Origin of the sequence: uncultured Nitratireductor sp. (genome assembly GCF_913053745.1) — a bacterium.
Classification (GTDB): Bacteria; Pseudomonadota; Alphaproteobacteria; order Rhizobiales; family Rhizobiaceae; genus Nitratireductor.
Genome location: NZ_CAJXGF010000009.1, coordinates 37,835 through 50,945, shown reverse-complemented (window position 1 = coordinate 50,945; position 13,111 = coordinate 37,835). Strand labels below are relative to the sequence as shown.

Annotated in this window: 8 protein-coding genes; 4 read left to right on the top strand and 4 right to left on the bottom strand. The window is 58.8% G+C overall.

Going from position 1 to position 13,111, the window contains the following annotated elements; translation table 11 throughout:
- On the top strand, positions 1 to 571 hold a 571-nt coding region (locus tag QZ638_RS03010), incomplete at its 5' end, for an alpha/beta hydrolase (RefSeq protein ID WP_295806685.1).
- A gap of 61 nt (positions 572 to 632) precedes the next feature.
- On the top strand, positions 633 to 1,886 hold the full coding sequence (tyrS, locus tag QZ638_RS03005; protein ID WP_295806684.1) for a tyrosine--tRNA ligase: 1,254 nt from the start codon (positions 633 to 635) through the stop codon (positions 1,884 to 1,886).
- Between the two features lie 83 nt (positions 1,887 to 1,969).
- On the opposite strand, the gene QZ638_RS03000 is transcribed toward tyrS, so the two are convergent.
- Entirely contained in the window at positions 1,970 to 5,050 is a 3,081-nt protein-coding gene (locus tag QZ638_RS03000; RefSeq protein WP_295806683.1) for a DUF3971 domain-containing protein, read from the bottom strand.
- A gap of 386 nt (positions 5,051 to 5,436) precedes the next feature.
- Here QZ638_RS03000 and QZ638_RS02995 point away from each other — a divergent pair, with 386 nt between their 5' ends.
- Together QZ638_RS02995 and QZ638_RS02990 are read left to right on the top strand one after the other, a co-directional pair.
- On the top strand, positions 5,437 to 5,916 hold the full coding sequence (locus QZ638_RS02995; RefSeq protein WP_295806681.1) for a peroxiredoxin: 480 nt from the start codon (positions 5,437 to 5,439) through the stop codon (positions 5,914 to 5,916).
- 170 nt (positions 5,917 to 6,086) lie between these two features.
- Positions 6,087 to 7,385 carry a peptidoglycan DD-metalloendopeptidase family protein gene (locus QZ638_RS02990; RefSeq protein WP_295806678.1) on the top strand — a complete coding sequence of 433 codons (1,299 nt, stop codon included), beginning with the start codon at positions 6,087 to 6,089 and terminating at the stop codon, positions 7,383 to 7,385.
- A gap of 55 nt (positions 7,386 to 7,440) precedes the next feature.
- On the opposite strand, the gene prfB is transcribed toward QZ638_RS02990, so the two are convergent.
- The 3 genes from prfB to QZ638_RS02975 all read right to left on the bottom strand — a co-directional run bounded on the left by prfB (position 7,441) and on the right by QZ638_RS02975 (position 12,666).
- Positions 7,441 to 8,572, bottom strand: a protein-coding gene (gene prfB, locus QZ638_RS02985) for a peptide chain release factor 2 (protein ID WP_295806675.1) whose coding sequence is annotated in 2 segments (ribosomal slippage) — positions 7,441 to 8,502 and positions 8,504 to 8,572 — 1,131 coding nt in all. Because the reading frame shifts where the segments join, the coding sequence is not laid out codon by codon here.
- Positions 8,573 to 8,691: 119 nt separating this feature from the next.
- Entirely contained in the window at positions 8,692 to 11,148 is a 2,457-nt protein-coding gene (locus tag QZ638_RS02980) for a penicillin-binding protein 1A (protein ID WP_295806671.1), read from the bottom strand.
- Positions 11,149 to 11,475: 327 nt separating this feature from the next.
- Positions 11,476 to 12,666 carry an N-acetylmuramoyl-L-alanine amidase gene (locus tag QZ638_RS02975; RefSeq protein ID WP_295806670.1) on the bottom strand — a complete coding sequence of 397 codons (1,191 nt, stop codon included), beginning with the start codon at positions 12,664 to 12,666 and terminating at the stop codon, positions 11,476 to 11,478.
- Between the last annotated feature and the right edge of the window lie 445 nt (positions 12,667 to 13,111).

Sequence of the window (13,111 nt, the reverse complement as noted above, 5' to 3'; positions counted from 1 at the left end):
GCACTTCGGCGGCACGATGAACAATAAGATCGTCTACGATCTTTTCTATATGTTTCAAAGCCGGGGCTTCACGACGCTGCGTTTCAACTTCCGCGGCATCGGCCGCAGCCAGGGAGCCTTCGACCACGGCACAGGCGAATTGTCAGACGCCGCGGCAGCGCTCGACTGGGTGCAGTCGCTGCATCCCGATTCGAAAAATTGCTGGATCGCCGGTTATTCGTTCGGCGCATGGATCGGTATGCAGCTTTTGATGCGACGCCCGGAGATCGAGGGCTTCATGTCCATCTCGCCACAGCCGAATCTCTACGATTTCTCCTTCTTGGCGCCCTGCCCCTCATCGGGCCTCATCATTCATGGTGACGCCGATAAAGTCGCGCCTCCGACTGACGTTCAGGGCCTTGTGGACAAGCTGCAGTCGCAGAAGGGCATCACCATCACACAGAAGACGATGCCCGGTGTGAACCACTTCTATACCGATCACGTCGACGAACTGATCGGGGAATGCTCCGATTATCTGGACCGCCGCTTGCGCGGGGAATTGTCCGAACCTCGCCCCAAACGCCTGAAATAGCCTGTGCGGCGGACGCCGCATACAGGAGCGCATCCGCCAAAGTCAAAGAGTCCGAAAGATCATGACCGCCTTCAAATCCGATTTCCTGCGCACGCTCAGCGAGCGCGGGTTCATTCACCAGACCTCAGACGATGCGGGTCTCGATGAGCTGTTCCGGAACGAGACGGTTACGGCGTATATCGGCTTCGATCCGACGGCACCCAGTCTGCATGCCGGTGGCCTGATCCAGATCATGATGCTGCACTGGATGCAGCAGACCGGCCATCGCCCGGTTGCCTTGATGGGCGGTGGCACCGGCATGATCGGCGACCCGTCCTTCAAGGACGAGGCGCGCAAACTGATGACCCCGGAAACGATCGCCGACAACATCGCTGGCATCAAGAAGGTGTTCTCAAACTATCTGACCTTTGGCGACGGCCCGCAGGAAGCGCTGATGGTCAACAATGCCGACTGGCTCTTGGACATCAACTATGTCGAGTTTCTGCGCGATGTCGGCCGTCACTTCTCGGTCAACCGCATGTTGTCCTTCGATTCGGTCAAGCTGCGCCTCGACCGCGAACAATCGCTGTCCTTCCTGGAATTCAACTACATGATCCTCCAGGCCTACGATTATGTTGAGCTCAACCGGCGGCTGGGTTGCCGCCTGCAGATGGGCGGTTCCGACCAGTGGGGCAACATCGTCAACGGCATCGATCTCGGCCATCGCATGGGCACACCGCAGCTTTACGCCCTCACCTCACCGCTTCTGACCACCGCGTCAGGCGCCAAGATGGGCAAGAGCGCCGATGGTGCGGTGTGGCTCAACCCGGACATGCTCGGCGCCTATGATTTCTGGCAGTATTGGCGCAATACGGAAGACGCCGATGTGGAGCGCTTCCTGAAGCTTTATACGACGATGCCACTTGACGAGATCGCCCGCCTTGCAGCGCTGCAGGAAGCCGAGCTCAACGAGGCCAAGAAAATCCTCGCCACCGAAGTGACGGCAATGCTGCATGGCAGAGACGCCGCCGAAGAGGCGGCCGAAACGGCGCGCAAGACCTTCGAGGAAGGCGCGCTGGCACAAAACCTGCCCACCGTCGAGGTGGAAAGATCGGCACTAGAGGAAGGCGTGGGGCTTCTCTCACTCTTCGTAACCGCCGGTCTCGCCACATCCAACGGCGAAGCGCGTCGGCACGTAAAGGGCGGTGCGGTGCGCCTCAACGATCAGCCTGTAAGCGACGATCGGCAAGCGATAACCCTTGCCAATCTGACTAAGGAAGGCGTCGTCAAGCTGTCGCTTGGCAAGAAGAAGCATGTGCTTCTGCGCCCGGTCTGACCTGGGCATCCAGAACCGGCTTGAACCAACGGCCTGTGTCCCGTCCGGGTGCACGCCTTTTCAATACGCTGAAATGCCAGGTGCTAGCGGAACTCGAAAATCTGCCGGAATATACCCGGCGCAATGGCTGAAATGGGGTTAACCTCCATCTGCGGTTCAGCCAATTTTCCGTAAAGCCGATAAGTGATGCCGATCAGGCCGCGGTCACGACCATTGCCAAGTATTTCGCCGAACACCGGTATCTCGCCGAAAATGCGATTCAGACCGTAAAGCGGCATGAAGGTGCCGGTGATTGCGATGTTGTCGTTGGCATCGAACAACGTTCCCTGAAATGTCGTGCCAATCAATGGACCGCGTAGCACGCCATCCTTCAGTTCCAGATAGCCCGGGCCTTTCAAGACCGTTGCGTAGCCGCGCTCAAAACCGATTCTGGTGGCATCCACCTCGCCATTGTTTTCGGTGGCCGCCACCAGCGAACGCAAACGCGGCTCATTGACGATGAAGAAGTTTTCGGCCGAGACGCGGCCGCTCAGCGCACCGCCATTGCCCTCGTTCAGGGCGACTCTCATCTGACCGCCTTCCATGTTGTCGTAGAAATCGACAAAGCGCATCACCGCACCAGCGTCGGATGAATTGGCCTCGATGCCGCTTGCGTCGCGCGCCAACGATACGGATCCCCCCGCCTCCGTTGTGGCCGACAGATCCAGGCGCCCGGTTCTGCCGGCCGTCGACGTATATTGCAGCGAAACATCGCTCAGCATCTCGCCGCCGAAACCCGCCACGCGCGCAAGTGTTGCGTCGAGGTTCACGCCGGTCTCGCCCGTCTCGCCTCCCGCACTTCCGGAACGCCCCTGCCCCGCACCGAGATAATGTTTGACCAGCGCACGACCATCGACCGCCGCGCCTCGAACAGCCACATTGTAATTCCGGCCAGAACGATCGATCGAGACGGAGAAATCGTCGCCACGATTGAGCCGGGCCTTGTCGAAGCGCGCGGAGGCGAGGTTTCCGTCTGCGATGGTAAGCTGACCCGATGCGGAAAACGTCTCGCCCGAGAGCTTGAAGTCTGTCAGGTCCATCGATGACGGCTTCTCTTCGAGAACGAAGGAAGCCGTCGCGGGTATGCCCGCTCCCTTGCTCCAGTTGATCCAGGGCAGCGTAAGGCGCGTCTTGTCCAACTTGACCGTCAGTGCCTTACGCCCGTCATCGAGCTCGGAATAATCGACCGTCATGGGACCGGACAGAATATCGTCGAGGCCCGGCACCACTTTGCGTCGTGCCGCATCGTCCAGCGTAAGCTCGATCCTGCGCGACCGCGTCAGCTCAGACCCGCCGAGCGGCTCCACCAATTCTAGTCGCGCCGGAATACCGTTAAGGGTCGCGGAGGCGGAAATATCCGCTCTTCCCGGCTCGACCATCAAGACGCCGCTGGCATCGGCGACCGTCTGCCCGTCGAACGGTTTGGCAATGGAAAGGTTCTCGTATTCGAGCGTTGCCTGCCAGCCCAGACTTTCGCGTGGAATGCCGTCGCTCAGAGGAATATCGGCCTTCACATGACCTTTGACATCGCCAGTCACATCCTCCGGCCCAAGATCGATCCTATCGGAAACGTCAATCGGCTCGTAGGAAGCCAGTTCAACGATTGCCGGTGCCCTGCCAGCGACATCGATCTCGAGTTTGCCGATACGCGGTTTGACATGCGCATCGCGGACCGTCAGAGTCCCCTTGCTCGCCGCCACCTTGCGGCCACTCGGCATGAAGACGGTGCCCGCCTCAATGCCGATATCGATGTCTGCCCCCCGGAAACCGACACGGCCGACGGCATCGCGTACCGGCGGAATACGACCGGCAATGTCGAAGCGAGCGTCGGCCACCTCGAAAGCCCCACTGACCTCGTCATTGTCGAGCGGCTTGCCATTGCCGAAACGGCCGGGCGGCACACGCAGGCGCAGATTGCCCTCGACGACCCTCCCACCAAAGAGATTTTCCAGCACCCATTGCCGCGCGCCGGAGGCGGCGAACCACGGCCAGAATTGTTTTACCTCATGCGTCGGCATGCCCTCAGTGTAAACCGCCAGCGACAGTCCCGGCGTTTTGCCCGCCTCGATCGTCACGGCTGCGCTGGCCGTGATCACACCGGAGGCGGTGGCAATTCGGACCGTATCTCCGACGATCCGACCACTGCCTGTGTCGATACTGCCCGAAACACCGGCAACAAACGACACAGCAGCCTCGGGAGAATCAACGGGAGCGACCGTCGACTTCCTGCTCACAAGGTCGAATGCATAGATCGCACTCTTGGCATTTGGGTTTTTGACCGGTGCGATTCGGCCGGTAAAATTGAAGGTCGAGCGTCCGACGACGAGGTTTGCCTGTTTGATCACGACCGTGTTCGTCTCTTGGCCGACTTCAGCGCGTATCCGGCCCGTCGCGCTCAATACCCCGTCTTTGCCTAGGTCGAGGGGAGCGTCTTGCAACGCCAGCTCAAACTGCAGCCGGCCGTTGCCAATCTCGCTCTCCCCACCCTGTAGTGAAATCCTTGATGCGTCCAGAAGGCCGCCTACCGGTTCTCCTCTGCCTGTCACCGTGCGGGCCGCCTGCAGCAGAGTCGGTTTCGGTGCCGCGATCTCGACATCCAACGATTTGATCGGTCCTTTGGGCGTCGGACGCAGAGCCCCGCCCGTAATCTCGATTGCGCGGTCATCGAGCGCTACATTCGCCTTGAAATCCAGTTTACCCGATGGGGCCATCGAAGCGTTGACGTCGACGTCGACGCTGCGCTGGGTCTCCGCATCGAGTACCACCGAGACATCCTGCAGCCGCAAATATCGCGTACCGGTTCGCTCAGTGAGGGCATAAACACGCCGGAGACCATCGAAGACACTGTTTTCGATCAGCCCGGGATCGACCGGCTTTTGCCATCGCGCCACGGCAGCCACTTCATCGGGGCGCGAGGCGAGGCCGACGAGTTGCACCCGGGCACCGGATATCTCCGCACTCCCGACTTGCACCTGCCCCCTGAGCATTGGCAGAAGCCGAAAGCCAAAACGCAGGATATCCGCATCGATCAGGGTTTCGCCCGTCTCCGCTTTGGTCAAATGCGCGTCATGTATCTCAAGCGCGATCAGGCTACGATCGCTCAAAACAAGCCGAAGAGCGCCCATACTCGTTTCGACTTCGTATCCCGCCAGCGTTGTCAGCGCCCGTTGCGCGGCCGAACGCAATCTGTCCTGGCCTATGGAGCCGGTTCCCAAGAACTGGACCGCAAGTCCAACACTGACAAGAAGTGCGATCGCACAAACCACGCCGGCAACACAGCGCCTGCACCAGAGCCAGAAAACCGAGCGCCTTAAAACACGTCGCGTCTTGCCATGCGAGGAAGGGTACGTCTCCAGCGCCGCTATCTCGCCGCGCTTGAACCTGATTTTTTTTTGTGAAGAGCCTTCCTGATCCACAACCGTTCCTGTCGACACTCAGCAGCCATGGACGAATCCACCGACATCATTATATCTCTCCCTTCCATCGCCTATCCACAAACAGGGGAAAGAAAATGACAGAACCCGCCAAAGGAAGCGAAGCTCCGGATTTTACACTGCCTGGCGACGGCGGTAGCGAAATCCGACTTTCGGATTTTCGCGGCAAGATGGTCGTCCTGTTTTTCTATCCCAAGAACGATACGAGCGGCTGCACGGCTGAGGCCATCGACTTCACGGCCTTCAAACCCGAATTCGACGTGCTTGACACCGTTCTGCTCGGCATGTCGCCCGACAGCCCTAAAAGCCACGACAAATTCAAGAACAAGCACGCCCTTACCGTGAACCTTGTTTCAGACCAGGAGAAAGAGACGCTGCAGGCTTACGGTGTCTGGGTCGAGAAAAGCATGTATGGACGCAAATATATGGGCGTCGAACGCTCGACCTTCTTGATCGACGAAACGGGCCGAATTGCAGAAGTGTGGCGCAAGGTGAAGGTTCCCGGTCATGCGCAAGCGGTGCTCGACGCGACCAAGGCGCTCAAGAAGAACGATTAGCGCCCAGATCGAATCCGGAATCCGTGCGACAGGGTCGATCAGCGAAGCGGATTTCGGTTTCCGAACCTTCGATTTTGTTTGCCTGCGAACGCCCCGCGAAAAGCTTTATTAACCCTAATCAAGTGTAATCGGCATCGAACATAGTCCCTTGAACATAAGTTCGATTTTCGATGCGCCCACAGCAATCTGCGGTATTTGGTAAACGTAAAGAGCCTCACACGATCATTATCGCGCGGGGCGAGAAGATTCGGCATTTTACAGTTCGGCCGTGGATCGCGGCCACGGTGGGGTCCGCCATCGTTGCTCTTGCAATAGGCTATGTTCTGGCAACGTCCTATCTCGTTCTGCGCGACGATCTGATAGGCGCGAGCGTGGCGCGGCAGGCGCGCCTGCAGCAGGCCTATGAAGATCGGATTTCGGCCTTACGCGCTCAACTCGACCGTGTCACAAGCCGGCAACTTCTCGATCAGCAGTTCATGCAGGAGAAGGTCGGTGAATTGCTTGCACGGCAGGATCAGCTGACCAAACGCCAAAGCCGCTTGGCTCCGGTTTTAAACCGTGCCGGCGCCGAACTGCTTCCCGAGCAGGCTCCGGTGCCGGAACCAAGACCGCAGATCAAGGCGGACACCACCCCTCTGCTCGATCCAACCAAGACCGGCAGCATTGCCGTTGCCTCTTTCGCACCTTCGGCAACGAGTACGGTACCTTGGCCGCTTCGTGCACAAGAATCTCCTCAAAATCGGCCGTTGTCTGCCGCCGACAAGGCCGACTACCTCTTCGTCAAACTCAACCGTGCGCTGGAGACGATCGAGACCGATCAGATCGACAGCGTGCGCTTTCTCGCCGACGATGCATATCAGACGGCGGATGCGATTGCCGGTACGCTGGAAGATGTGGGGCTGGCTATCCCGAGCGGCCACCAGGATCCGAATGTCGGCGGCCCACTTATCGCCTCAACCGCCGTAGCGGTTTTCGACGATCACGTTCGGGAGCTCGATGAAGCGCTGGCCCACCTGAATGAAGTGAGGGCCAAGGCAAAACGCCTTCCCCTTGCAAGCCCCTCTCCCGGATCTCAGGTTTCAAGCCGTTTCGGTTCACGCAAAGACCCGTTTCTGGGCCGGTTGGCACACCATTCGGGGATGGACTTCCGCGCACGCCGCGGCGCACCGATATACGCTGCAGGGGCCGGCAGGATCATCAAGGCCGGCTGGAACGGCGGTTACGGTCGTATGGTGGAAGTTGATCATGGCAACGGCCTGACGACACGCTATGCGCATATGAGCAAGATCACCGTGAAGAAAGGTGAGGCAGTCGAAGCCGGCACACAAATCGGGAAAGTCGGTTCAAGCGGCCGCTCCACCGGCCCACACCTGCACTACGAGGTGCGCAAAGCCGGCACCGCCATCAATCCCTCCCGGTTCATCGCTGCAGGGAGAAAAATCGCCAAATACATGAAGAACGAGCCATGAAATAACGGGTGGATTTCGAACGTCCACCCGCTTCATTTTCCCGCGCATGGCTCGCCTAGGCCAGATCTTCTACATCTGTACCGTCGCTTCCATGCACGCGTTGCGACAGGGCAGCTTCCATGAACGGATCGACTTTGCCATCGAGAACATCCTGAGGGCTTGTGCTTTCAACGCCTGTACGCAGGTCCTTGACGAGTTGATAGGGCTGCAGGACGTAGGAGCGGATCTGGTGCCCCCAGCCGATATCTGTCTTGGACGCTTCGGTGGCGCTGGCAGCATCCTCGCGCTTTTTCAGTTCTTCTTCATAAAGACGCGCGCGCAACATGTCCCAGGCCGTTGCCCGGTTCTTGTGCTGAGAGCGTTCCTTCTGGCACTGCACGACGATGCCTGACGGAATGTGTGTAATGCGCACAGCCGAATCCGTCGTGTTGACATGCTGACCACCTGCACCAGACGCACGATAGGTATCGATGCGAACGTCGGAATCGGGAATATCGATCTCGATGGTGTCATCGATGACCGGATAAACCCAGGCGCTGGCGAAAGACGTATGGCGGCGCGCATTGCTGTCGTACGGCGAGATCCGCACGAGACGATGAACGCCCGATTCCGTCTTCAACCAGCCATAGGCATTGCGTCCCTTAATCAGCAGGGTGGCCGATTTGATACCTGCTTCTTCGCCATCATGGACTTCCATCACGTCCACTTTCATGCCTCGACGCTCTGCCCAGCGCGTGTACATGCGCAGAAGCATTTGCGCCCAGTCCTGGCTTTCGGTGCCTCCTGCGCCGGCGTGAATTTCCAGATAGGTGTCGTTGCCGTCCGCCTCACCGGAAAGAAGGGTCTCGACCTGGCGGGCCGCGATCTCTTCGTTCAATCCCTTGAGAGCGCTCTCCGCCTCGGAGACGACATCTGCGTCGCCTTCTTCCTCGCCAAGCTCTATCAACCCGACATTGTCGTCGAGCGCCTGTGTAAGATTGCGGACGCCAGTGATGTTTTCTTCGAGCATCTGTCGCTCACGCATCAATTTCTGGGCCTCTTGCGGATCGTTCCACAAATCGGCCTCTTCGGCGCGCGAATTTAGATATTCGAGCCTCTTTACCGCTTCATCCCAGTCAAAGATGCCTCCTCAGCAGGCTAATGGCCTGCTTGATTTCGTCGACAAGATTTTCGGTTTCCGCACGCATTGCAGATCGACACCTCAGTTGTGTTGGATATGTCAGGAACCCTCGCCTGAATCGCGACGGACCATATGGAGCGTGTCCGCTCGTGTAAAGCGGACACATCCACAATTAAGGCAACATTGTCAGTAGAGACCGCCCGCGCCTGAATTGACGGCGCGATTGGCCTGCGGAGAGATCACTCGGGGGCCGCCTGCGCCTTCCAGGTCTTCCATACCGATGACCCAATAGCTGTCGGCCGGCCCCGTGCCAGGCTTGAAGGCTTCCATGATAACGCCCGGCTGGCCCGCCTCGGCGCGCATTCCCGTCTTGCGATCGATGGGGATGACGTTCATCCCTTCAGGGACCTGGAAATCCGCCGGGCGCATATCTTCCAGGGCACTCGCCATGAACTCTTTGAATATCGGAGCCGCCAGACCGCCACCTGTGGAGCCCCGGCCCATCGGTCGTGGCGTGTCGTAGCCCATGAAGACACCGACAACGAGATCCGGCGTATAGCCCACAAACCAGGCATCCTTCTCGTCGTTCGTCGTACCGGTCTTACCGGCGATCGGACGGCCGAGTTCGGAAACTGTCACAGCGGTTCCGCGCGAAACCACGCCCTGCATCATCGACGTGATCTGGTAAGCCGTCATCGGGTCGAGCACCTGCTCGCGATCATTGATGATTTCGGGTTCGGCCTGACCGGTCCACTCGCTGGCAACGCAACCGACACATTCGCGGCGATCGTGCTTGTAGACGGTCTTGCCGTAGCGGTCCTGAATTCGGTCCACCAGCGACGGCACGATCTGCTTACCGCCGTTCGCCATCACCGCATAGGCCGAAACCATACGCATCACCGTGGTCTCACCGGAGCCGAGCGACATGGCCAGAACGGGAAGCATCTTGTCATACAGGCCGAAATGCTCTGCATAATCCGCGACCAGTTGCATGCCCATATCCTTGGCCAGGCGCACTGTCATAAGGTTACGCGAGCGCTCGATGCCCGCACGCAATGTCGACGGACCCGCAAACTTGCCGCCGTAATTCTTCGGCTCCCAAACCTCGTCGCCAACCTGAATGGAAACCGGCGCGTCGAGAACGACCGATGCAGGGGTATAGCCATTGTCGAGCGCGGCGGCGTAAACGATGGGTTTGAAAGCCGAGCCGGGCTGACGGTAGGCCTGTGTTGCGCGGTTGAACTCGGACTCGGCGTAGGAAAAGCCACCAACCATCGCCAGGACACGACCGGTGTGCGGGTCCATGGCGACGAGCGCGCCTTCGATTTCGGGCACCTGGCGGAGCTGCCAGGCCCGCTCTGCGTCCGGTTTTTTCTCGACAAATACCACGTCGCCGGGCTTCAGAACGTCCGACTGCCTGTTTGCCTTCAAACGCTTGCCGTCAACAACGTGACGCATTGCCCATTTCATGTCGTCAAGCGCAATGGTTCCGGTTTCACGCTCTTCCGAAAGGGCTCCGGAAACGACCCGTTCCGGCTTGAGACCGATGGAAATCTTTTCATCCTCGGTTCCCAGAACGACGGCGAGTTCCCATTCCGGCACATCGCTCAAAGCATCGACTTCGCCAAGAGGCACACCCCAGTCGCCGGAAACGTCGATCTGTGTGACGGGACCGCGATAACCGCGCAGCGTGTCGTAGCGAAGCAGACCGTTTTGCAAGGCCTTGCGGGCATAGAGCTGCAATTGCGGGTCGAGCGTCGTGCGAACGGAAAGTCCACCTTCGTAAAGAGCGTCCTCGCCGTATCGGGAAATGATGTCGCGGCGCACTTCCTCGGTGAAATACTCGCCGGCAAACAGGTAGGAGCCGCGACGACGCGGCGACACGTTGAGCCCTTTTTCCTTCGCCTTCGCTCCCTCTTCGGGGGAAGCGTATCCATTGGCGACCATCTGATCGAGGACCCAGTTTCGACGCTCGATGGCGCGCTCGGTGTGGCGGAAGGGATGGTAATTGGACGGCCCCTTGGGCAACGCGGCGAGATAGGCCGACTCGGCCAGCGTCAACTCGTTGACCGACTTGTCGAAATAGGTCAGCGCAGCGCCGGCGATACCGTAGGAGCCGAGGCCAAAGAAAATCTCGTTGAGATAGAGCTCGAGAATCCTGTCCTTCGAATAGGCTTGCTCGATGCGGAAGGCGAGGACCATCTCCTTGATCTTGCGCTGGATCGTCTGATCTGACGTCAGGAGGAAATTCTTGGCCACCTGTTGCGTGATCGTCGACGCGCCCACGGGGCGGCGACCGGAACCCAGATTTTGTATGTTGGTGACCACCGCACGGGCAAGACCGGTGACGTCGACACCCGGGTGATTGTAGAAATTCTTGTCCTCAGCGGAGAGGAAGGCCGCTTTGACGCGGTCCGGAACGGCCTGGATGGGAAGGTACAGGCGGCGCTCCCGCGCGAACTCAGCCATCAGCGCACCATCGGATGCATGAACCCGGGTGGTCACAGGCGGTTCGTATTTCGCCAGCACTTCGTAATCGGGCAGATCCTTCGTTAGATCGCCGACATAGAGCGCAATACCCGCAGCCACCAGCAGCGCCAGCACGATGCCCACGCCAAAGAAATACCCGATGAGACGTACCATGCCCGCTCCAATTCACACCCCGCGTAGCCTATCCATGCAAGAGCACAGACTGCACGGAGCAGCCTTTCAAGATTCTGTCCGCATCACGAAGAGGAACGACGAAGAACGTGCATCGCAACCGCAACGCAGTCCGCCCATCTTCGTTGTAAGCGATTCTATCGTACCACTTTTTCTCATGATATTCCGCCCGCTACAGCCAGGTTGCCCGGAAAATCATACGCTTGCCCCTATTGCCTCAGCCTTGTGGGCAAAATGCGGCGATTAAGGCGAACCCGAAACGAACGACATTAATCCATGCCAGCGTTGCAGACTTGCAACAAATCGTCATCATCCCCCCGCTGCGCCGTTCGCCTTTGCGAAATAACCGATGGCGTCGATGATTGCCTCCATGGTGGTCGCGCGCCATTGCGGATCGCGGAGCTGCGCCTCGTCTTTCGGATTCGAAAGATAGCCGAGTTCCAGAAGCACCGAGGGTATGTCTGGCGCTCGCAAGACACGGAAACCCGCATAGCGATGCGGGTTCTTCACCAATTGAATGGAATCGGACAACTTCCCGATCAGCGTACGTGCAAAGCGAATGGAGAACGCATGGGTTTCGCGTCGAATAAGATCGACGAGTATGTCCTCGACCTCGTTCTGCTCCTCTTCGGCGACCTTTCCAGCGATCTCGTCGGACAGGTTTTCGCGCGCGGCAGTGGCCGCCGCCTCGGCATCGGAAGCCTTGTCGGAAACTGTATAGACGGTCGCGCCGCGCACGCCGCGAACGGCGATCGCATCGGCGTGCACAGAGACGAAGAGGTCCGCTCCTTTCTCGCGGGCAATGCGGACACGTTCGTCGAGTCGCAGGAAACGATCGTCGTCGCGGGTCAAAACGACCCTATAACGCCCGGTTTCCTCGATTTTCTTGGCCAGTTCGAGCGAAAACAGGAGCGTAATCTGCTTTTCGACAGTGCCGTTGACGCCACGCGCGCCACCATCCGCGCCGCCATGGCCGGCGTCGAGCGCAATCGTGAAGCGGTCGTTCATCGGTTTGACCGTTTCAGGACGTCCACCTTCGGCACTGGGCTTCATGATGCTCGCACGCAGCGCTGTATCGAACGCTTCGCTTGAACTGGCACGCAACTCGATGATGAGACGAAAACCTTCGGAGGTTTCGTTCTTCATCACGTCCACCTGCTCGACGGCAAACGGCCCCTCGGCCTTGAATAGTATTCGCGCCCGTTGCGCATCGACTGCGCCATATTGCACGGCGGCGATCAGTCCACGTGGCCGCAATTCCAGAGGATCGAAGGAAAACTCGGTCGAAGGAAGGTCAATCACCAAGCGACTGGGATCGCGTAACAAGAACCAGCGAAAATCGGGCTTGCGGTCGAAATGGATGACGACCCGCGTGTACTGGGCGTCTCCCGCCATCTTGTAGTCGTGCGCCTTTAGCGCGGGCACCGCGCCAAAGGCGTTGTTGAGAACAAGAACAGCCACGGCGAGAACAACCGTCAACAAAAGCGCTGGTCTGTGCAAAACCGCCTCTCTCCGCTGCGTTATGCGAAATTCCTTCGGGTCAACGACAATCCGTACGAACAAAGATGGCTATTTTTCTTACGAATCGCCCGGAAACAGTCCTTTTTTATGCGCTTTTCGAGCCCGGTGGGCAAATAAGCAACCTGTTCTTTGATGCATGCCCTTCCACCCGGCAAATGGAAATCAGGGTTGCCAATACAACTGTCAAATCATAAAAGCATCTTTGAATCATCGCGATAAGCGTCCTTGGTTTGAGTCCCTGCTGACAAACGGCGATGAGCAACGGGGCAAACCTTTTCCGCCGCCGCAAACCGGAACGAGCGGTGATTCAGAGGAATTTTTCCAGAGCCCTCCCCACGATGGAGGCTCTGGCTTCAGGAAACGGCCGGACCTTAAGAAACGTCCGCGCCGGCTCTGTGTGAGCAAAAGCTGGCCCGTCAAAACC

What these genes read in the sequence shown, in the direction of transcription:
- tyrS (WP_295806684.1), top strand. Translation starts at nt 633, where the DNA reads ATGACCGCCTTCAAATCCGATTTCCTGCGCACGCTCAGCGAGCGCGGG.
- QZ638_RS03000 (WP_295806683.1), bottom strand. Translation starts at nt 5,050, where the DNA reads ATGGGCGCTCTTCGGCTTGTTTTGAGCGATCGTAGCCTGATCGCGCTT.
- QZ638_RS02995 (WP_295806681.1), top strand. Translation starts at nt 5,437, where the DNA reads ATGACAGAACCCGCCAAAGGAAGCGAAGCTCCGGATTTTACACTGCCT.
- QZ638_RS02990 (WP_295806678.1), top strand. Translation starts at nt 6,087, where the DNA reads ATGCGCCCACAGCAATCTGCGGTATTTGGTAAACGTAAAGAGCCTCAC.
- QZ638_RS02980 (WP_295806671.1), bottom strand. Translation starts at nt 11,148, where the DNA reads ATGGTACGTCTCATCGGGTATTTCTTTGGCGTGGGCATCGTGCTGGCG.